We start from the raw sequence: 20,251 nt of genomic DNA, 5'->3' as shown, positions 1-20,251 counted from the left end.
AGCAGCGTTTCGCTGCTTTTTTGTGAATTTGAAAGGCAGATATAGATGGCAGAAGGTACAATTGGTTCATTTCTGACTAAGATCAGCAATGAAGTTGAAAAGCAAATGAATGATGACTTAAAGAGTTTTGATATTGATGCTAATGAACTCGAATTCTTAATTGAATTGCGTCATCATAAGAATGGTAAAACCTTTAGCAAATTGGCTAAAGAGCTTCATGTTACAGATGAAAAGATTAAGCAAATAGCTTCTAAGCTTGAACAAAAGAATTTAATTACTGTTTCTGACAATACAGCGGTTGAAACAGATAAAGGCTTAGATTTATGCAAGAAGGTTGAAAAGCACCGTGAAGAAACTGATCAAACCATTACAGGGATGCTGAGCAAAGATGAAACCTTAGGTTTGGTTAATGTATTAAAGAAGATGCTTAAATCAAGCGAAAACAAAGATTTATATTAAAATCAAAAAAGGTGTCTAGGAATATTTTTCCTAGGCACCTTTTGCTTTATAAAAGTTTAATAAAAGTTTATTTCTTTTTATCCAAAATTGAGTGATGAATACCATAACCAAAGTAAATGATTAAGCCCAAAATAAACCAGATACCAGCGTAAAGCTTAGCTTGATAGTCTAATCCTAAGAAGACAACTAATGTAGCTAAGAAGCCTAAGGCAGGCAATACTGGGTAAAATGGCATCTTAAATGATGGATCATCAATATCTTTGCCTTCACGTGGACGCAATTTATAAATACCTAAAGATACAAACATAAATGCGATTAACGTACCTGCTGAAACAAGTTGTGACAACATTGAGAATGGGAAGAAGGCACCCAGTAAAATGGCTACAACAGTTAAAGTCCATAATGCATTATTGGGTCGACGATCCGCATTTAACTTACCTAACCATTTAGGAAGCATCCCATCACGACCAAAAGAGTAAATCAATCTCGAACCAGCCATACTCATTCCGATTAAAGCAGTGAACATCCCAAGAACGGCGATGGTTTGTACAACGACAGCCACAATTGGATGTCCAGCATAGCGAAGAGCAAGCCCAACTGGTTCAGCAGAGTTAGCGTATTTTTGGTAAGGCATCATTCCGACAAGTACAAGACTTACGCCAACAAATAAAGCAACAGCGATAGCTAATGAACCCAAGATACCACGTGGCATCGTCTTTTGTGGATTGATAGCTTCAGCTGAGTTGGCCGCAATTGAGTCAAAGCCGATGTATGATAGGAAGATCATTGAAACACCTGCGTAAATTCCTTGCCAGCCACCAAATGGTCCGTTAGCAGTCATGCGGTATTCTGGAATAAATGGAGTAAAGTTTGAAGCTTTAATTGCGGTTAAACCAACTACAATAAAGAGCAAAATTGCTAAAACTTTTAAGATTACCAAACCGTTTTCTACTCGAGCTGCTCTTGAAACACCACGACTGATCAAGATTGAAACTAAAAGAATAGAAACAAGAGAGATGACATCAATGATTCCGCCGTTATTACCAAACGCATTTGATAATGAATTTGGTAGTTTAAGACCTAATGGTGCAATCAGTGCACGGAAGTTAGCTGAAAGTCCGGATCCGACGAAAGCTAGGGCAATGAAGTATTCGGCAAGAAGCGCCCATCCTGCGACCCAACCCCAGAATTCACCAAAAACAACGTTGATCCATGAATAAGCTGAGCCGGCAAAAGGCATAGCTGCTGCCATTTCTGCGTAAGCGAAAGCTACAAGTCCTGCTGCAACAGCTGCTAAAACAAAGGAGATAGCAACGGCAGGTCCGGTATGCATCGCTGCAACTTCTCCAGGTAGGGTAAAGATCGAAGCAGAGACGATCGTTCCGACACCTAATGCTAAAAAGTCTTTTACCTTCAATGAGCGAACCAGGTATCCATCTTTGTTTTCATAGACGCGTGGATCTTCTTTTTTGTTCATTCTTTGCCAAAGATTCACAACGCAACTCCTCCTTAAAAATAATATGGTATGCACTTCATTATAATTAAAAATACGTTAAAAAATCAACTGAATAATTTTAAATATTTCACTTTGAGTACGTTGAAAGTGTTTACTTTTAGTTACAAACAAAAAATAGAGTTATGGCTTTATTAATCGCTTTAGTTAACATTATTGGCTGGGGCCTTATCCCATTAACTGTTAAAGATTCGCCTCAAAGCCAGATTGCAGGAATGGGTATTGGTGCTTCAGCTACTGCTCTTATTATTTATTTGTTCACTAGACCAGCATTTGATGCTGCAACTTGGGCAGTTGCCTTTGTAGCAGGGATGCTATGGACAATTGGACAAATGGGACAATTCATTTCATATACCCGAATCGGTATTTTAATCTTTGGCGAATGGCCAACGGCACAAGCAAAAGTTATTGGTTTCATTGCCTTAGCACTGGTAGTAATCGGTATCGTATTAAGTTCTAACAGTGATGACAAGGGATCAGGCGATGCTAATGCTAAAAATATTGCCTTCTTGCTCATTACAACGATTGGTTTCTGGATTTATTCAAGTTTTCCAAAGCTGATTGCCAAGGATATTAATCCTGGCGTGAACGGATTAGATTATATTTTTCCAGAAATGCTCGGTGTTTTAGTTGGTACTGTAGTTTATGTCATTGCATCACATTCAACAGCAGTTTATCGCAATAAGATGATTTGGCGAAACAGTATTGCCGGTGTCGGGTGGTATCTGGTTCTTACATGAAGAAAAATCTAAACGTGAAATGACCTACATTGTTATTGGGTTGATTTTTATCGTCGGTGGTAGTATTTTAACCGGTTTGCCAAGTAAAATTAGAAAAGAAGGGTCTTGATCGTTTTGATCAGGGGCCTTTTTTGATATACTAAAGGCTGGTGAAACTTAATGGATGAATTAACTAAAAATGAAGAGCTTGGCGATTTATATGCCTATTACGGCACATTGCTGACTCGGGGCCAACAATCATATTTTGAAGATTATTACTATAATGATTTGTCCCTAGGTGAAATTGCTGTAAATCATCATGTATCAAGACAAGCCGTTTATGATAATTTGAAACGGTCGAGCAAAATTTTGCAGAACTATGAAGATAAGCTTCATATGCGTAGAGATAACGACCATATTGAAAATGTATTGGCGGACGTATTATTGTCGATTGATAATGATGATAGTCAAACTGCTAAAAATGAAATAACGAATTTATTAAATCAATTGAGGGGAGAGTAACCCATGGCTTTTGAAAATTTAAGTGAACGAATTCAAAAAGCATTAAAAAATTTAACCGGTAAAGGTAAAGTTTCAGAAGAAGATATTAATAAAGCTAGTCGTGAAATTAGATTAGCTTTGCTTGAGGCCGACGTTAACTTCAAGGTTGTTAAGGACTTTATCAAGACAATCAAAAAAGAAGCATTGGGTAAGGAAGTTCAAGAAAGTCTTAACCCAGGCCAACAAGTCATCAAGATTGTTAATGAGCAATTAACTAAGATGATGGGTGAGGAAGCAGTTCCTCTTAACAAGTCTAAGCACATTCCTACCATTATTATGATGGTTGGTTTGCAAGGTACTGGTAAGACTACTACTGTTGGTAAGTTAGCCTACCATTTGCAAAAGACCGAGAAGGCTCGTCCACTTTTGATTGCTGGCGATATTTATCGTCCTGCCGCTGTAGATCAGCTTAAGCAAATTGGTGAACAATTGAAGGTGCCGGTTTATAGCGAAGATGGTGAAAAGGACGTTGCCAAGATTGTTCAAGATGGTTTAGCTGAAGCTGAAAAGAACAAAAACGATTATGTTTTAATCGATACGGCTGGTCGTCTTGAAATCGATGAACCATTAATGGAAGAACTTGAACGAGTAAAGAAGGTTGCCAACCCTGACAACATCTTGCTTGTAGTTGATGCCATGACTGGTCAAGCTGCTACCGATGTGGCTAAGGGCTTTGATGAACGTCTTGACGTTACTGGCGTTATCTTGACTAAATTGGATGGTGATACCCGTGGTGGTGCTGCACTTTCTATTCGTGCCGTTACTGGTAAGCCAATCCTCTTCACTGGTCAAGGTGAAAAATTAAGTGACTTGGATGTCTTCCACCCAGACAGAATGGCCTCAAGAATCCTTGGTATGGGTGATATGCTTTCCTTAATTGAAAAGGCTCAACAAGATTACGATGCCAAGGAAGCACAAAAAGTTGCTGAAAAGATGCGTGAAAACACCTTCGACTTCAATGACTTTGTCGATCAACTTGAACAAGTACAAAAGATGGGACCTTTGGATCAAATTATGAAGATGATTCCTGGTCTTGCTAATAATCCTCAACTTAAGAATTTGAGCGTTGATCAAAAGCAAATCGATCATACTGAAGCGATTGTTTACTCAATGACTGAAGAAGAACGTGAAAATCCAGATATTTTGAATCCTAGCCGTCGTAGAAGAATTGCCGCCGGTTCTGGCCGTCCCGTTGTTGAAGTAAACCGAATGATCAAGCAATTTAAGCAAATGCGCGAAATGATGAGCAAGGTTACTAAGGGTAACATGAAGGGCTTAAGCAACTTGCCTGGTATGGATTCACCAATGGCCAAGATGGCTATGCGCCGCATGAATAAGAACTTCAAGAAGAACAAGAAGAAGCGTCTGCGTAAGGTTAAGAGATATCATTCATAAAAAATGAAGCTGTTAAGGAAAAATACTTTACACCCATTTGTTTTGGTGGTATATTATTAATCGTTAAGTTTTAGGAGGAAATTAATTTATGTCAGTTAAAATTCGTATGCACCGCGCTGGTGCCAAGAGAAAGCCATTCTACAGAATCGTTGTTGCAGACTCACGTATGCCACGTGACGGTCGTTTCATCGAACAAGTTGGTTACTACAACCCAGTTTCACAACCAAAGGAATTGAAGCTTGACGAAGACAAGATCTTTGAATGGTTACAAAAGGGTGCACAACCTTCAGACACTGTTAGATCACTTCTTTCAGGTGCTGGCTTGATGGCTAAGTTGCACGATGCAAAATACAACAAGTAATTTGCTATTAGAGAAAGCTTGATGCCGAGTGCTTCAAGCTTTTTTTGTTACTATAAAGGAGAAAAAATGCAATATTTTGATGTTGCAAAGATTTTAACCACGCATGGCCTAAATGGTGAAGTTAAAGTTAACGTGATTACAGATTTCCCGGAAGATCGTTTTGCGGAAGGGATGCAGCTAGCTTTAAAGGCTGATACTGATCGAATTTTGACTATTAAAAAGAGCCGTCCTTTCAAACAATTTTGGCTGCTTCAATTTGATGAAGTAAATGATATTGATGAGGCAGAAAAACTTCGTGGTCAAATTTTGGTAGTTAGTGAAGATAATCGTGGTGAATTGCCAGAAGGTGTTTATTACTACAAAGATATTTTTGACTGCGATGTGATTGATGAAGAATCTGGAAAAAGATTAGGTAAAATTACCGATATTCAATCGCCCGGTGCTAATGATATTTGGTTAGTTCATGAAGATGACGGTAAAGAATATTGGATTCCTAATATTGCAGACGTAGTAAAAAAGGTTGATGTTCCTAACAAGAAGGTTTATGTAGAATTAATGGAGGGCTTGCGCGATGAAGATTAATGTTTTAACCCTTTTTCCAGATATGTTTACTCCATTACAAGTTTCAATGTTAGGGCGTGGTCTTGAAGACAAAAAGTGGGATCTCAATTTAGTTAATTTCCGTGATTTCACTACCGATGTTCATCATCATGTTGACGATACCCCATATGGTGGTGGAGCCGGCATGGTTTTACAAATCATGCCAATCAAGAAGGCACTTGATTCACTTCCTTCAACTGGTAAGATAATTATTACTGCGCCACAAGGCAAAACCTTTAATGAAAAAATGGCACAGGATTGGGCTAAGGAAGATGAATTAACCTTTATTTGTGGTCACTATGAAGGCTTTGACCAACGCGTGTATGACTTAGCTGATGAAACAGTTTCAATTGGCGATTACGTCTTAACTGGCGGTGAATTGCCAACAATGAGCATGATTGATGCTACTGTGCGCTTAATTCCTGGTATCTTGGGTAATGCGGCCAGTCCAGTTGAAGAGAGCTTCTCTCATGGCTTGCTTGAATACCCACAATATACTCGCCCAGCAGACTTTGAAGGCCAAAAGGTGCCGGAGGTTTTAACTAGTGGCAACCACCAAAAGATTGACGAATGGCGCCATTATCAAGCTTTAAAGGCAACTTATCTTCATCGACCTGATATGCTTGAAAAGCGTGAGCTTTCAGATGAAGAAAAGAAGATGCTGGCTGACATTAAAGCTGAAGCAAATTAAAACAAGAATATCTAAAAGGATCATTCCCATGGCTGGTAAAAAGGCAGCTGATAGATTGATGATCATTTCAATCAGGAGAATCCAGCTAAGTTTGACCTCAAGTTTTGACAATTTGAAATGAATACTGATTAAAAACAAAACTCGGATCATTAGCAGCATGAGGATCAAAGAAAAACTAAATAAAATTTTGCTTTCAAGATTTCCATCAATGATTACTAGGTGAAGACTAACGCCAATTAAGAAGGCAAAAAGAATTACTAATAAAAATAACCAGCCTGTAAGAGATGTAGCAATCGAAGAATTTAGTTGAATATGAAGTTCACCTAAAACTTGATAATATACAGCTGCCAATAGCGCAACCAAAATTATACAAAGAGTGAATTGAATGAATCGGTTCCAATTGATCGGCGTCTTGCTAAAGTCGTAAAGAATTGAAATGATTTCTCCTAAAGCGATCATTGTCATTAGACCGTAGCGTTCAATCAATGAATCTTTGATTATATGAACCATGTTGGTTCTTTCATATTCTCGCTCAAGACGAGAACTAGCTAACATAACTACAAAGATATTGATCGACTACTAAGAACCAGAATAAAAGCTGATTACTAAAAAAGAGGCCGCAGGCAATGATTGCAGCTGTAACAAGTTATACCCCAAACTCTGGCAGCTGGTCCGTGTGTTTTATCAAAGATTCTTAAACCGATCCAGACAGCACCCATAAACAGTTCTAAGATGATATATAGCCAAGTTATATGATGGAAATTACCGTTTACTGCTTCAGGGATGAAAATACTAGCTAAGCCAATTAAGATCATATCAATATTAATAATTAAAATGTTGATAATTGAATCGTTACCATGGTTATCAAAATAACCACTGAACCCGCCCTAACCCCAAATTAGCCAGAAAAATGTCAGGATTGCATTAATAAATCCGGTTAGTGTTCGATGTTCTAGTAAGCTTTCCGTTAGTCGTGAAAAGACTACAGCAAAAATTAAATCATAGAATAATTCTAACCAAGAAGTTTTACGGTTTTTAATCACATTTTTGATAGTACGTGGCTTGCCCAAAAAATTTACTATTTTATTCATTACTCTTCCTTGATTTATAAAAAATATTTTACTACAAAGATAAAAAAAGCTAGGTTAGTAATTGATTTTTAACTTGAACAGTTAGTCTAACCTTGTTATACTAGTAAGCGTGGATTTTCCACGGAATTTATAAGTTATGGGTGTTCCGCTGACGCTGGTGCGTTGATGAAGACCGAAGAAGGAGAAAAATATATTATGGATCCATTAATTCAAGAATTAACTAAAGAACAAATTCGTGACGATATTCCTGCTTTCCGTGCAGGTGATACTGTTACTGTTCACGTACGTGTTGTTGAAGGTACTCACGAACGTATTCAGTTATTCGAAGGTGTTGTAATTAAGAAGAAGGGTACTGGCATCGGTGCTACTTACACTGTTCGTAAGATTGCTTCAGGTGTTGGTGTTGAAAGAACTTTCCCAGTTAACGACCCACGTGTTGCTAAGGTAGAAGTTAAGCGTCATGGTCGTGTACGTCGCGCTAAGCTTTACTACTTACGTGAACGTCACGGCAAGTCAGCAAGAATTGCTGAAGCACGTCGTTAATAAAATGAAAAATGGTCGATTCGTGAGAATCGACTATTTTTTTACATTAGTTTGTGAAAATAATTAGGTGTGAAACAGCTGTGTAACATGAACATTCTATCACAAAGCGGTAAAATAATACTTATAATTGCTGATATAAAGAGATTTACGGCTTGTGAAAGTTAATTTTGAAAAATCAACATTCTATGTGGAATTAAAACAAAAGCCACCAGTTATCCACACCGGCGGCTTTTGTTTAATATTAAATTGTGTTTATTATACTCTAAAAAGCAAAAAAGTGAAATAGTGGTCGGCATTACTTATAATGTAAATGTTAGAAAAAATAAAGGGAGGAAAAGTGGTTGAACTATCCTCAAGAGTTGATAGATGAAGTTAAAAAACGTTCTGCAGGTATGCGACTTGAAGGAATTAATTCAGGTAGTGGACCTAAGCATCCTAAGTTGATGATTATTGGTGAAGCACCCGGCAGAAATGAAATAGTTAATAACATTCCTTTTAGTGGGGATGCAGGCAAAGAATTAAATAAATCTTTAGCACAGATCGGCTTAACTAGAGATGATGTCTACATTACTAGTGCAGTCAGAAGCAGACCATATGCAATTAAAAAGGTCTTTAGTAAACGTCAGAATAAGGAAGTTACTAAGTATCCCAATCGCAAGCCAACCAAAAAGGAAGTTTTAGCGCATGCACCTTTTTTAGACTATGAAATAGATTATGCGCAACCTAAATTAATAGTCGCTTTAGGCAATACCGGATTGGAACGTTTACTTGGTCCAGGACATAAAATATCGGAAGAACATGGCAAAGTAATTGAAAATACGCCAATTTTACGGCTCAATCCACAAAAAGATGGTTATGTTTGGTCAAAACAAAAATACACGATCTTTCCTGAATATCATCCAGCTGCTATTTTTTACAATCGCAAACTAAGTGATGATATTATTAAAGATTGGAAGGTAATTAAGCCTTATCTAGAAAAGGAAAAATAATGAGTAACGAAACTTTTTTAATACCTATTAGACAAAATAATGATTTGTCTGATGTTGCCTTAAATGAGTTGAGAATGGATTTGGATGAGCATCCCCTAAATCAACGTAAATATACTGAACTTGCATATTTGCCTGGCAACAGCCGCAAGTATAGTTTGAATAGTGTTAAAACGATTGAAAGTCCATTGCGTCATAAGAAGATTTTGTTCTTAGGCTCATCAGTTACTTTTGGCTTTGGTGCCTTAGGTGAATCATTTGTAGATTATTTATGGAAGAAAGACGGAATCGACGCTATTAAAGATGCTGAAAATGGCACGACTTTGGTAGATCAAGATACAAGCTATCATGGTGACTCATACGTTGCCCGTTTTAAGGAAGAGCTTAAAGAAGATAAGCCAGACATGCTTGTCTTGCAACTGTCAACTAATGATGCCAATACCAATCAAAAACTGGGTAAAATCAGTTCAGATGATACTTTTGATACGCAAACCATTATTGGTTCTATTGAGTATATCATCAATGAAGCACACAAAAAGTGGGATTGTCCTATTTTGATTTATACCAATCCATACTTTGAAAGTAATTTGTATGAACAAATGGTAGATAGTACGCTTGAACTTGCTAAAAAATGGGGAGTTCAAGTACTGGATCTTTATCATAATTCCGAATTTAAAAAGCAAGATTCACTTTATATGGCTGATGAAATCCATCCAACGCGTGCTGGCTATTTAGAGAAATGGATGCCTTTATTTGAAGAGCAACTAAACAATCTTTTGCTAAAAAAATAAGCTAAATTCAATTTAGCTTATTTCGTGAATATTATTAATCAATATTGTTACGGTAAAGGCTAACAACCTTACCCAAAATGCTTACCTTTGGCAAAATGATTGGATCCATAGTATCATTTTCAGGTTGGAGGCGGTAATGACCGTTTTCCTTGTAGAAACGCTTAACTGTGGCTTCATTTTCTTCGGTCATAGCAACAACAATTTCACCGTTGTTAGCTGAATTTTGTTTTCTGACAATGACGCTATCGCCATTAAGAATACCAGCGTTGATCATACTTTCACCGTGAACCTTAAGCATGAAGAGTTCACCAGCATCATTTTCCAAATCTGGTGGAAGTGGGAAGTATTCATCAATGTCCTGTACTGCAAGGATTGGTTGACCTGCGGTAACCACGCCGACAACTGGAATTTCCTTTGGCTTAATACCAAGGGCATCTTTACCTTCAGGGGTAATTTCCAAGGCACGTGGCTTAGTAGCGTCCTTAATTAATAAGCCCTTGCGCTCAAGACGAGCTAAATGTCCGTGGACAGTTGAAGTTGAAGATAGATTAACTGCGGTACAAATCTCACGCACTGTAGGTGGGAAGCCGCGATGTTCGACAGTGTCATAAATATAGCGTAAAATTTCTAATTGTTTAGTTTCACTGTTTTTCTTAGGCATTTTCATTTTCTCCGTTAATTTTAGTTATTTATTCTTATAAGTAATTTTAACAGAAAAATCAAATAATCTCAAACAAGCGTTCTAAGAATTATACCTTTTTTTTAGTTTAAAAATAAGGTAGACTAATGATTGTCAATGTGAGGTGGATATTATGAATAAAGATATTATGAGTAAAGAAGAAGAAAAAAAGGTAACTGATCGCATTAATGAACTTTACCACAAGAAGGAAAGAGAAGGCTTAACACCTGCAGAGGAACAAGAGCGTAAGGAACTTCATAAGAAATTTATCGCAAACTTCAGAGCTGCTTTTAAGCAAGATGTCGAGGATATGGTAATCATCGATAAGAATGGTAAAGAAGTTACTTCTGAAAGAGCTAAACGCGCTCAAAGAAGAAAAGGACTTAGAAAAGATTAATTAAGCCTTTTAAAAAAGTGAAAAATTATGTAAGATATTATTGTTAGTTAGATGGAGGATATAATATGAATTTAGGTTTAGCAATATTTTTGATTATTATTGCACTTTTAGTTGGTGCAACAGCAGGTTTTTATGGTGCAAGAGCATACATGAAGAAATACTTTAAGGAAAATCCTCCTATTAGTGAAGATATGATCGTTGCTATGATGTCTCAAATGGGACAAAAGCCTTCTAACAAGAAGGTTCATCAAGTAATGAACATGATGAAGCATCAACAAAAGTAATTATTAGATTATTTTGTGGTGTTAAGGCGAAGGATTATTCCTTCGTCTTTTTTGGTGCTCTTTTTAAAGAATGGAGTGAGTAAATGAACATATTTAAAAAACTGGGTTGGTTTTTTAAACAAGAAAGGAAACGTTATATTATCGGAATTACTTTTCTTGCTTTAACCTCTTTAGCCAACTTAATTCCGCCAAGAGTATTAGGACTGATGGCGGATCAGCTGGATCAAGGTCACATCTCATGGGGGCAATATGGGATGTTGATTCTAGCTGTGTTGGCTGCCGCCTTCGTTTTATATATTTTGCGCTACTTTTGGCGTAAGCAAATTTGGGGCGGGGCCGCAGAACTGGAACGACAAATGCGTTCTAAACTGTTCGACCACTTTATGATCATGGACAGAACATTTTATCAGCGCCACCGAACCGGTGACTTGATGGCCCATGCAACTAACGATGTGACTGCAATTCAAAACGTAGCCGGTGATGGTGTTTTAACCTTGGTTGACTCACTTGTAATGGGCTTATCAACAATGATTGCCATGATCATTTTCGTTGATTGGCGACTAACCATCGTTGCCTTATTGCCACTGCCATTTTTAGCATTAGGTGCTTGGAAACTTGGGGATCATTTACACGATGCTTTTGATAAGTCACAGGCGGCCTTTTCTCGCTTGAATAATAAGACTCAAGAATCAGTTTCAGGCATTAAGGTACTTAAAACTTTTGGTCAAGGAAAAGAAGATACCCAAGCTTTTGACAAGATGGTTGATGATACTATTAACATCAATAAAAAAGTGTTTGTTTGGGACTCCTTGTTTGATCCATTGGGTACGGCAGTTATTGGTGCAACCTATGTAATTACCATTATTTATGGTGGACTTTTAGTTACAAATAAAGTGCTATCGATTGGTCAGCTCGTTTCCTTTATTGCCTATATTGCCAACATGGTTTGGCCGATGTTTGCGATTGGTTATTTGTTCAATATTTTGGAAAGAGGTAGTGCGAGCTACGACCGTGTAGAAAAGCTACTTTATGAAAAACCGTTAATTACTGATGCCCACGCTGATCAAAGTATTAAGGCTCAAGACTTACAAGGTGATTTGCATTTTGATATTAAATCGTTTGCTTATCCTGATGAAAAGGATATTCCAGTGTTAAAGAACATCGATTTCACCTTAAAACCTGGTCAAACTTTAGGTTTAGTAGGTCGTGTAGGTGCTGGTAAAACGACAATCATTCAGCTGCTATTGAGAGAATTCGACCAATATGACGGTGAAATCACCTTAAATGGCATCAATATCAAGAAAATTCCGCTTAAAGTTTTACTTAGCCAAATATCTTATGTTCCCCAGAACAACTTCCTCTTTTCAACGAGTATTGGTAGAAATATTGCTTTCTCAGAGGCAGATGCAGGCAAAAATGAGATTGCGGCAGCTGCTAAGAAGAGTGATTTGCACGATGATGTTTTACAAATGCCACATGGCTATGAGACTTTAGTCGGTGAAAATGGACTTTCACTTTCTGGTGGTCAACGTCAAAGAATGTCCATTGCCCGTGCTTTGCTTAAAGATAGCCAAATTTTGATTTTGGATGATGCTTTATCAGCGGTTGATGCAAAGACTGAAACCGAAATTCTAACTTCTTTGAGAAATGAAAGAAAAGATAAGACCACGATGATTGCGGCACATAGATTGACATCGGTCATGGATGCCGATTTGATCTTAGTCTTAAAAGACGGTCAAATTATTGAACGAGGCAATCACCAAGATCTGCTCAAAGAAAATGGCTGGTATGCCGAAATGTGGCGTAGACAAGAATTGCAAGCAAAGGTGGGTGAAGATGTAGATGAATAATGAAGAAAAGCAAGAATCGGTGTGGTCTAAAGCAATCCCATTTAAAGAACAGGTTGCGATTTTTAAACGTTTAATGGGCTTTGTTAAGCACTTTAAATTTGAAATGACCATTGCATTGATTGGGGCATTTTTAGTCAGCATCATTAATATTTTGCTGCCGCGTGGATTGCAGTATTTCTTAGACAACTTTCTGCTTAAACAAAGCGCAACTGTTCAGATTATTTTGTTTGCAGGCTTACTTTATGCAATAGGTTCGATTCTAAAAGCGGTCATTCAGTTTACCTACCAATATTTCTTTGCCCTTGGATCTGAAAAAACCTTGGAGAGTATCAGAAGGGCCCTTTACCGGAAATTGCATAAGTTAGGGATGCGCTATTTTGACCAAACTCCTGCCGGTTCAATTGTGTCAAGAGTTACTAACGATACGATGACTTTGAGCAACTTCTTAACTGTGCTTTCAACAGTAGTAATTGGTGCATTTTCTGTAGTTACGGCATTGGTGGCAATGTTTACTACCAACGTGATTGCCGGCTGGATCGTTTTAGCCTTTGTGCCAATTTTGCTCTTTGTGATTTGGCTCTATTCGCAAAAGAGTTCACGGCTTTATCGTAACTATCGTGAACGTTTGAGTAGAATTAACGCTAACTTGAATGAGTCAATTGAAGGTGTCTCAATTATTCAGCAGTTTAATCAAGAAAAGAGAATGACCAACCAATTTGAGGGTGAAAATGGTGGGTTGATGAATACGCGTTTTAACATGATTCGTATTAACTCATTGCTTCTTTCACCTTTGACTAGTTTGCTTTATTCATTGGCTTTAGCTGTGACATTGATGTACTTCGGTTTTCCATTGCAGGCAACATTTGTGCCAGCTGGTGTGGTATATGCTTTCTCACAATACTTGTCACAATTGTTTAATCCAATTTCAACTATGATGGACCAGATGACCTTCTTCCAAGATGGTATCGTAGCCGGTAAGAGAATTTTTGCGATTTTAGATGATGAACAATATGAGCCAAAGCAAAATGCTCAAGAAGGATTGACTATCAGTCGCGGCAAGATTGAATTCAAGCACGTTAGTTTCTCATATGATGGTAAAAATGAAATCTTGCATGATATTTCATTCGTAGTAAATCCAGGTGAAACTTTAGGTATTGTTGGTCATACTGGATCTGGTAAGAGCTCGATCATCAATGTAATGATGCGTTTTTACGAATTGGGTAAAGGCGAGATCTTAATTGATGATGTAGATATCAGAAAATATCCTAAAGAAGAATTGCGTAAAAAATTGGGCCTCGTTTTGCAGGAACCATTCATGTTTTATGGCGATATTTCTTCAAATATTCGCTTGTATAATAAGAACATTACAGATGAACAGATTAGGGATGCGGCTAAGGCTGTTCAAGCCGATCAATTTATTGAAAAGATGCCAGGTAAATATCATGCCAAGGTAATCGAAGGTGGCGAAGAACTGAGTCAAGGACAGCGCCAATTGATCTCATTTGCTAGAACTTTGGTAACCAATCCTAAAGTTTTAGTTTTGGATGAAGCTACGGCTAACGTGGATACCGAAACCGAAACTTTGATTCAACAAGGCTTGAAACAACTGCGTAAGGGTAGAACTACTTTGGCCATTGCGCACCGTTTGTCAACGATTGCTGATGCTGATCAGATTATTGTGCTCGACAAGGGTAGAATTATTGAACGTGGTACGCATGAAGAATTGCTCGCTAAGAAGGGTTACTACTACAACTTGTACACCTTGCAAAATAATGAAAATAAAGAATAGTTAATAAAAGACGTTTCGCACGAATGCAGACGTCTTTTTGTTATAATGATTAAAAGGAATGAAATAATTATGAATATTAATAAGGAGGAAAAATGAGAAGATTTTACGCTGTTCGTGGTGGTGCAGGCGATGTTGCGGAACCTGACGTTAATGCTAAGCCACAAGATAATTTATATTTAGCTGTTAATTCAGAGTGGCTTTCTAAAGCTGAAATCCCTGCTGATCGTACTTCAACTGGTGTCAACTCAGAACTAGACATTAAGATTGAAAATAGAGTGATGAAAGACTTTGCCGATATTGCTGCAGGCAAAGAAAAGATGCCAGAGATTAAGGATTTTGATAAGGCAATTGCTTTATATAAGATTGCTAAGAATTTTGAGAAAAGGGATGCCGAAGAAGCACATCCTATTCAAAATGACTTGCAAAAGTTATTATCATTAACTGATTTTGCTGACTTTGGTAAAAAAGCTAAGGACTTATACATGGGTCCATATATCTTGCCATTCGTCTATGGCGTCGATGCCGATATGAAGAATACCGACGTTAATGTCTTATACTTTGGTGGTCCAAGTACCTTCTTGCCAGATACAACAACTTACAAGACAGACGATGCTAAAAAGTTGTTGGACATTTTGCAAGATCAAAGCATTAATTTGTTGATGATGGCCGGTATTGGTAAAACTGAAGCCAGAGAATATGTTGAAAATGCTTTGGCATTTGACGCTAAGGTGGCTAAGGTTGTTAAGTCTACTGAAGAATGGGCTGACGATGCTGCAATTTACAACCCAGTATCATATGATGAATTTATCGCTAAGTTTAAGTCATTTGATATGGCTCAATTCTTAGATGATATTTTGCCTGAAAAGCAAAAGCGTGTAATTGTGATGGAACCACGCTTCCTTGACCATGCAGAAAAATTAATCAATGCTGAAAACTTTGACGAAATCAAGGGTTGGATGCTGGTTAAATACATTAATAGTGTAGCTAAATACTTGTCACAAAAGTTTAGAGAAGCTGCGTTTCCATTTAATCAAGCAATTACAGGCGCACCAGAAATGCCATCACAAATTAAGCAAGCTTATCGTATTGCTAACAGTGCCTTTGATGAAGTGGTTGGTATTTTCTACGGCAAGAAGTACTTTGGTGAAAAAGCCAAGCGCGATGTTGAAGATATGATTCACAACATGCTTAAGGTTTATGAAGAAAGAATCAACCATAATACTTGGCTATCTGATGAAACTAAGAAAAAGGCAATTGTTAAGTTAAATGCTTTGGTTCTTAAGATTGGTTATCCAGAAAAAATTGAAAAGATTTTTGATTTGTTACAAGTAGATCCTGAAAAGAGCTTATATGAAAATGAAGCTGCTATGGATAAAGTTCGTACCGAATATGAACTAGAGAAATTGACTAAGCCGGTTGATCGTTCTGTATGGCTGATGCCAGGTAACTTGAACAACGCTTGTTACGACCCACAAAGAAACGATTTAACTTTCCCAGCTGGTATTTTGCAAAAGCCATTCTACGATATTAACCAATCAAGAGGTGCTAACTACGGTGGTATCGGTGCTACTATTGGTCACGAAGTTTCTCACGCCTTTGACAATAATGGTGCCAAGTTTGACGAGAACGGTAATATGAACAACTGGTGGACTAAGCAAGACTTCACTGAATTTAATAAGCGTGTTGGTCAAATGATCGATATCTTTGATGGTTTGCAATATGGCCCTGCTAAGATTAACGGTAAGCAAGTTGTTTCTGAAAATATTGCTGACCTGGCCGGTTTAGCTTGTGCTGTCCAAGCAGGTAAAAATGATGGTGCAGACTTGAAGGACTTGTTTGAAAACTATGCTAGAAGCTGGATGGAAAAGCAACGTCCTGAAGCAATTAAGACTGAAGTTCAAACTGATGTCCATGCACCACAACCAACTAGAGTAAATATTCCGGTTCAATGCCAAGATGAATTCTATGATGCCTTTGGCGTTAAGAAGGATGACGGCATGTGGCTTGACCCAGAGGATAGAATTGTGATTTGGTAAAAATAACAAGAATCTATATTAGCCTAAGTGAATAAATAGTAAAGATTACTTTTTCAAAAAAAGTAATCTTTTCTTATTCTTAATAAAAAAACTTCAGAAAAATACAAAAAAGTACTATAAAAACATCAACAATGATGATATATTTAGGTCGTATAGGAAAATTTAAAGAAAATTTAAGTAATTAGATTATTAGATTGAAGGGATGATAATGTTTAATAAGGAACAATTACAAAGATTTTCAATTAGAAAATTAACAGTAGGGGCAGCTAGTGTGTTGATTGGTGTATCATTAATGACTGAAATGAACAACAATAAAGTCTATGCTGATGTGAGAACAACCAACGAAAATAGTAATTCTCAAGTACATGATAATTCAGATGGAAATACTCTCAATTTATCGACTGATTTGAAGAGTAAGGCTGATGAGGCTGGTACCGCAGATTCTGAAGTTACTAACAATAGCAATGCAAAAGTTGGTGGAGATGGTGTTACTGATAATAGCAATGCTAGAAATGTAGAAATTAAAAATATTGATGATTCAAAGAAAGATCAACAGTCTGGTGATGCAGTAGCACCAAAAGAGAAAACGGCTAATACTATTCAGAAGCATGAAGAAAATGTTGCTAAAGGAACTACTGTAGACTCAAATGATTTGCAAGTTACAAAAGTTCAAGCTGATTTAGCTGCTACTAAGATTAATGGAAAAGCTAGTTCGGTAGTAAGTCCTCAAATAAAACAAATTCAAGCAAAATACCAAACTTCAAAAAATCCAACTTTAGAAAAACAGATAAATCCAACGGATAGGAATTCAGACGGAAAAGTTGTAGTTAAAGCAGAGGATCCTTCTAATTATCCCAGTGAGTGGAACAACTTAATTGATAAAGATAGATATATTTATCAAGTTTTGTCACTTAATAATGATCCGGATACTAAATTAATTTTGTCCGTTAATAGAAATGATTCTACTGACACAAATATTTATGCTTATGTAATTGCTAATAATAAAAAAATAAAGACTGCTACGGTTGGAGTAAATCAGAAAGAAATTATTAAGATTAATAAGCGAGGATATCAAATTAATAATGATGGTAGTAGCAATATCATTATTGGCGACAACAAAGAATCAACTCAAAATTCCTCTACCGTAACTTCTGCCCCTGGATATTATACTTCAGATGGGGGATATTATGACTGGTGGGGTGATTATCATCCGAATAATATTTATCATCCATATAGTAATGTAAATCCTATTAAGCAGAGTTATGGTTTAGGAAGTACCACTAGCAATGACTTTTCAGCCATTGGTGAAATTATTCCAATATATACTGAAAGTTCAGTAATTAAGTATTATTATTACGATGACAACGGCGATTTACAAGAATTCAAAGATTCTGATCTAAGTCTTCACCCTAATGTTGTTGTAACAGGACTTACTGGGCAAGAATTCAAAATCCCGAATGTAGATCAATATAAACAAGTTATTCCAGGCTTTTATTTAACGTCTAAAGACATTCCTACAAATTTTACGGGAACACTTTCTCAATTTGAGGAGGGTAAGTATTATAAAAAGGCCTATTACAATTACGACACTGATAATGTGGAGTATTATTCTGTGTATCATCAAATTTCTCCAGATGGAACAATGGAAGTGGGTGTATTTGATAAGAACGGTAATCAAATTATAGTTTCTGATGAAAATGGTCATAAGAGACCAAAATTAGTAGAAATTAAAGCAGGTCATCACATTACATTTGAATTTCAAATTCAAGATCAAACTCATTTTCTGACAGTTCGTAATCCGTATGTGACTGCAGCTCCGCACGAAGTTCAATTTATTTATAAAAAACTAGGATCCATTATCCCAGTTGACGAAAATGGAACACGTATTGGAGATCCAATTCAATTTGAGAATGATCTAACTGATCCAACTAAGGCATTACCGGGGATAGTCCCATCAATTTCAGGCTATACTCCATTATACAAACACGTAGGCGAGAAGGTATATCCAAATCCAACTGATCCAGGTGAAAATATTGAAGTTGTTTACAGTCATGATCAACAAAAGGCTAAGGTATTGTTTATTGACGATACTGCTAAGAAGACATTGGATACTCATGATTTAACTGGTGTAACCAATGGTCATGAAAGTTACAGTCCATCTGATGAAATTAATCAATTTGTTAATAAGCACTATGTATTAGTATCATCTGATTATCCAGATAACGGCTTTACTTATGACAATGACAATAATCACGATCAAGTATTTGAAATTCATTTGAAACATGGCATTCATGATATTTCAGATAAGAAAGCAATTACTGAAACCATTACTTATAAGATGAGTGACGATTCTAAGGCTCCTGACAAGGTTGAAAAACAAGTTGAATTCAGCCGTGTAGGAAAGCACGATGATGTAACTAATACTGATACGTGGAATGCATGGCAACCTAATAAGCAAAGCTTTAGTGAGGTACCGACTCCAGAAGTAACAGGTTATACTCCAGATATTAAATCTGTAGAGGCTAAAACCGTAACAGCAGGAGATAACGATATCACCGTAACTGTCACCTACAATCCTGGTCAACAAAAGGCTAAGGTATTGTTTATTGACGATACTGCTAAGAAGACATTGGATACTCATGATTTAACTGGTGTAACCAATGGTCATGAAAGTTACAGTCCATCTGATGAAATTAATCAATTTGTTAATAAGCACTATGTATTAGTATCATCTGATTATCCAGATAACGGCTTTACTTATGACAATGACAATAATCACGATCAAGTATTTGAAGTTCATTTAGTTCATACTTATGAACCAGTCGAAACCAGCCAAACAATTACTGAAACTGTTCACTATATTGATGCTAACGGTAAGCCTGTTGCACCAGATCATGTGGCAAAGGTTGTAATTAAAGTGACTGGAACTCGTGATAAGGTAACAGATTCAATTATTTGGAATACGCCAAGCACCGGTCATTTTGACGAGGTAATTAGTCCTGAAGTGCCAAACATGACACCTGACAAGAAGCTTATTCCGGGTCGTGATATTCAGTATGGTGATAGTGATATTACCGAAAGCGTTGTCTACACGCCAGACAATTCAACTTCTAAGACCCCAGAAAAGCCTGATAAGCCAAGTAAGGAAGTTTCTAAGATCCCAGAAAAGCCTAATAAGTCAAGTAAGGAAGTTTCTAAGGCCCCAGAAAAGTCTAATAAGTCAAGTAAGGAAGTTTCTAAGGCCCCAGAAAAGTCTATTGATAGTCGCACAGTCGATAATCACGTATCAGCTAAATCAACTGCTAAGCGAGAATTACCGCAAACTGGCGCAACTACTAATACCGGTATTTGGACAGGTCTTGTAAGTATGATTGCAAGTCTAGGCTTGCTTGGTGCAAGTAAGAGACGTAAAAAGAACTAAATAGGTTCACAAAAAAAGACTAAGGAATTTCCCCAATGTCATTAAGTTAAGACATTGGATTTGACCTTCAAGCTTTTTAAGGCCT

The 20,251-nt window shown here is 37.0% G+C and carries 19 protein-coding genes and 1 pseudogene; 16 read left to right on the top strand and 4 right to left on the bottom strand.

The genetic code is table 11. The features are described from left to right. Positions 1-45 precede the first annotated feature (45 nt). On the top strand, positions 46-459 hold the full coding sequence (locus BN1206_RS06110) for a MarR family winged helix-turn-helix transcriptional regulator (RefSeq protein ID WP_014565961.1): 414 nt from the start codon (positions 46-48) through the stop codon (positions 457-459). Between the two features lie 67 nt (positions 460-526). Here BN1206_RS06110 and BN1206_RS06105 read toward each other — a convergent pair whose 3' ends face one another. Continuing rightward, positions 527-1,954, bottom strand: a complete 1,428-nt coding sequence (locus BN1206_RS06105) for an APC family permease (RefSeq protein WP_052543060.1) — start codon at positions 1,952-1,954, stop codon at positions 527-529. Positions 1,955-2,097: 143 nt separating this feature from the next. Here BN1206_RS06105 and BN1206_RS06100 point away from each other — a divergent pair. The 6 genes and pseudogenes from BN1206_RS06100 (at position 2,098) to trmD (ending at position 6,299) form a co-directional block, all read left to right on the top strand. After that, positions 2,098-2,821 (top strand): annotated as a pseudogene (locus BN1206_RS06100) (GRP family sugar transporter). 50 nt (positions 2,822-2,871) lie between these two features. Beyond that, positions 2,872-3,213 carry a YlxM family DNA-binding protein gene (gene ylxM, locus BN1206_RS06095; protein WP_013438168.1) on the top strand — a complete coding sequence of 114 codons (342 nt, stop codon included), beginning with the start codon at positions 2,872-2,874 and terminating at the stop codon, positions 3,211-3,213. Between the two features lie 3 nt (positions 3,214-3,216). Continuing rightward, positions 3,217-4,647: a signal recognition particle protein gene (gene ffh / locus BN1206_RS06090; RefSeq protein WP_013438167.1), complete on the top strand. Its 1,431-nt coding sequence runs from the start codon at positions 3,217-3,219 to the stop codon at positions 4,645-4,647. Positions 4,648-4,735: 88 nt separating this feature from the next. Then, on the top strand, positions 4,736-5,008 hold the full coding sequence (gene rpsP, locus BN1206_RS06085) for a 30S ribosomal protein S16 (protein ID WP_003547870.1): 273 nt from the start codon (positions 4,736-4,738) through the stop codon (positions 5,006-5,008). Positions 5,009-5,074: 66 nt separating this feature from the next. Beyond that, the gene (gene rimM / locus BN1206_RS06080; RefSeq protein WP_022087341.1) at positions 5,075-5,590 is read left to right on the top strand and encodes a ribosome maturation factor RimM; all 516 of its coding nucleotides are present in this window, start codon (positions 5,075-5,077) and stop codon (positions 5,588-5,590) included. Further along, positions 5,580-6,299 (top strand): tRNA (guanosine(37)-N1)-methyltransferase TrmD, encoded by a 720-nt coding sequence (trmD, locus tag BN1206_RS06075; RefSeq protein ID WP_052543058.1) that lies wholly within the window; start codon positions 5,580-5,582, stop codon positions 6,297-6,299. The genes rimM and trmD overlap by 11 nt, the downstream gene beginning before the upstream one ends. Here trmD and BN1206_RS10245 read toward each other — a convergent pair. Continuing rightward, complete coding sequence (locus BN1206_RS10245) at positions 6,249-6,809, bottom strand: low temperature requirement protein A (RefSeq protein WP_255349909.1); 561 nt, start codon at positions 6,807-6,809, stop codon at positions 6,249-6,251. The genes trmD and BN1206_RS10245 overlap by 51 nt on opposite strands. Before the next feature lie 377 nt (positions 6,810-7,186). Continuing rightward, the gene (locus BN1206_RS10360; RefSeq protein WP_052543057.1) at positions 7,187-7,390 is read right to left on the bottom strand and encodes a low temperature requirement protein A; all 204 of its coding nucleotides are present in this window, start codon (positions 7,388-7,390) and stop codon (positions 7,187-7,189) included. A gap of 195 nt (positions 7,391-7,585) precedes the next feature. Here BN1206_RS10360 and rplS point away from each other — a divergent pair, with 195 nt between their 5' ends. The 3 genes from rplS (at position 7,586) to BN1206_RS06050 (ending at position 9,710) form a co-directional block, all read left to right on the top strand. Further along, on the top strand, positions 7,586-7,933 hold the full coding sequence (gene rplS, locus BN1206_RS06060; RefSeq protein ID WP_003629071.1) for a 50S ribosomal protein L19: 348 nt from the start codon (positions 7,586-7,588) through the stop codon (positions 7,931-7,933). 341 nt (positions 7,934-8,274) lie between these two features. Further along, positions 8,275-8,922 carry a uracil-DNA glycosylase gene (locus BN1206_RS06055; RefSeq protein ID WP_052543056.1) on the top strand — a complete coding sequence of 216 codons (648 nt, stop codon included), beginning with the start codon at positions 8,275-8,277 and terminating at the stop codon, positions 8,920-8,922. After that, positions 8,922-9,710, top strand: coding sequence for an SGNH/GDSL hydrolase family protein (locus tag BN1206_RS06050; RefSeq protein WP_022087336.1), 789 nt, complete (start codon positions 8,922-8,924; stop codon positions 9,708-9,710). Before BN1206_RS06055 ends, BN1206_RS06050 begins: the two co-directional genes overlap by 1 nt. 34 nt (positions 9,711-9,744) lie before the next feature. Here the strand turns inward: BN1206_RS06050 and lexA are convergent, their stop codons facing one another. Next, the gene (lexA, locus tag BN1206_RS06045) at positions 9,745-10,371 is read right to left on the bottom strand and encodes a transcriptional repressor LexA (protein ID WP_013438156.1); all 627 of its coding nucleotides are present in this window, start codon (positions 10,369-10,371) and stop codon (positions 9,745-9,747) included. A gap of 151 nt (positions 10,372-10,522) precedes the next feature. Here lexA and BN1206_RS06040 point away from each other — a divergent pair, with 151 nt between their 5' ends. The 6 genes from BN1206_RS06040 (at position 10,523) to BN1206_RS06015 (ending at position 20,166) form a co-directional block, all read left to right on the top strand. Beyond that, positions 10,523-10,786: a DUF896 domain-containing protein gene (locus tag BN1206_RS06040; protein WP_013438155.1), complete on the top strand. Its 264-nt coding sequence runs from the start codon at positions 10,523-10,525 to the stop codon at positions 10,784-10,786. A gap of 65 nt (positions 10,787-10,851) precedes the next feature. Next, complete coding sequence (locus BN1206_RS06035) at positions 10,852-11,070, top strand: YneF family protein (RefSeq protein ID WP_013438154.1); 219 nt, start codon at positions 10,852-10,854, stop codon at positions 11,068-11,070. Between the two features lie 83 nt (positions 11,071-11,153). Continuing rightward, complete coding sequence (locus BN1206_RS06030; protein ID WP_046432418.1) at positions 11,154-12,920, top strand: ABC transporter ATP-binding protein; 1,767 nt, start codon at positions 11,154-11,156, stop codon at positions 12,918-12,920. Next, complete coding sequence (locus tag BN1206_RS06025) at positions 12,913-14,709, top strand: ABC transporter ATP-binding protein (protein WP_052543055.1); 1,797 nt, start codon at positions 12,913-12,915, stop codon at positions 14,707-14,709. Before BN1206_RS06030 ends, BN1206_RS06025 begins: the two co-directional genes overlap by 8 nt. Positions 14,710-14,801: 92 nt before the next feature. Continuing rightward, positions 14,802-16,745 carry a M13 family metallopeptidase gene (locus BN1206_RS06020; RefSeq protein ID WP_052543054.1) on the top strand — a complete coding sequence of 648 codons (1,944 nt, stop codon included), beginning with the start codon at positions 14,802-14,804 and terminating at the stop codon, positions 16,743-16,745. A 208-nt stretch (positions 16,746-16,953) separates the two neighbouring features. After that, positions 16,954-20,166, top strand: a complete 3,213-nt coding sequence (locus BN1206_RS06015; RefSeq protein ID WP_052543053.1) for a mucin-binding protein — start codon at positions 16,954-16,956, stop codon at positions 20,164-20,166. Positions 20,167-20,251: the final 85 nt, after the last annotated feature.

It is taken from the genome of Lactobacillus sp. OTU4228, assembly GCF_001006945.1.
GTDB classification, from domain to species: domain Bacteria; phylum Bacillota; class Bacilli; order Lactobacillales; family Lactobacillaceae; genus Lactobacillus; species Lactobacillus amylovorus.
The sequence above is the reverse complement of the archived record's forward strand: the minus strand, read 5'-3'. Positions and strand labels throughout refer to the sequence as shown.

Excerpts from the sequence above, each read along its gene's own strand:
- BN1206_RS06110 (WP_014565961.1), top strand. The coding sequence starts at position 46 with ATGGCAGAAGGTACAATTGGTTCATTTCTGACTAAGATCAGCAATGAA.
- ylxM (WP_013438168.1), top strand. The coding sequence starts at position 2,872 with ATGGATGAATTAACTAAAAATGAAGAGCTTGGCGATTTATATGCCTAT.
- ffh (WP_013438167.1), top strand. The coding sequence starts at position 3,217 with ATGGCTTTTGAAAATTTAAGTGAACGAATTCAAAAAGCATTAAAAAAT.
- rpsP (WP_003547870.1), top strand. The coding sequence starts at position 4,736 with ATGTCAGTTAAAATTCGTATGCACCGCGCTGGTGCCAAGAGAAAGCCA.
- rimM (WP_022087341.1), top strand. The coding sequence starts at position 5,075 with ATGCAATATTTTGATGTTGCAAAGATTTTAACCACGCATGGCCTAAAT.
- trmD (WP_052543058.1), top strand. The coding sequence starts at position 5,580 with ATGAAGATTAATGTTTTAACCCTTTTTCCAGATATGTTTACTCCATTA.
- BN1206_RS10245 (WP_255349909.1), bottom strand. The coding sequence starts at position 6,809 with ATGGTTCATATAATCAAAGATTCATTGATTGAACGCTACGGTCTAATG.
- BN1206_RS10360 (WP_052543057.1), bottom strand. The coding sequence starts at position 7,390 with ATGAATAAAATAGTAAATTTTTTGGGCAAGCCACGTACTATCAAAAAT.
- rplS (WP_003629071.1), top strand. The coding sequence starts at position 7,586 with ATGGATCCATTAATTCAAGAATTAACTAAAGAACAAATTCGTGACGAT.
- BN1206_RS06050 (WP_022087336.1), top strand. The coding sequence starts at position 8,922 with ATGAGTAACGAAACTTTTTTAATACCTATTAGACAAAATAATGATTTG.
- lexA (WP_013438156.1), bottom strand. The coding sequence starts at position 10,371 with ATGCCTAAGAAAAACAGTGAAACTAAACAATTAGAAATTTTACGCTAT.
- BN1206_RS06040 (WP_013438155.1), top strand. The coding sequence starts at position 10,523 with ATGAATAAAGATATTATGAGTAAAGAAGAAGAAAAAAAGGTAACTGAT.
- BN1206_RS06035 (WP_013438154.1), top strand. The coding sequence starts at position 10,852 with ATGAATTTAGGTTTAGCAATATTTTTGATTATTATTGCACTTTTAGTT.
- BN1206_RS06030 (WP_046432418.1), top strand. The coding sequence starts at position 11,154 with ATGAACATATTTAAAAAACTGGGTTGGTTTTTTAAACAAGAAAGGAAA.
- BN1206_RS06025 (WP_052543055.1), top strand. The coding sequence starts at position 12,913 with ATGAATAATGAAGAAAAGCAAGAATCGGTGTGGTCTAAAGCAATCCCA.
- BN1206_RS06020 (WP_052543054.1), top strand. The coding sequence starts at position 14,802 with ATGAGAAGATTTTACGCTGTTCGTGGTGGTGCAGGCGATGTTGCGGAA.
- BN1206_RS06015 (WP_052543053.1), top strand. The coding sequence starts at position 16,954 with ATGTTTAATAAGGAACAATTACAAAGATTTTCAATTAGAAAATTAACA.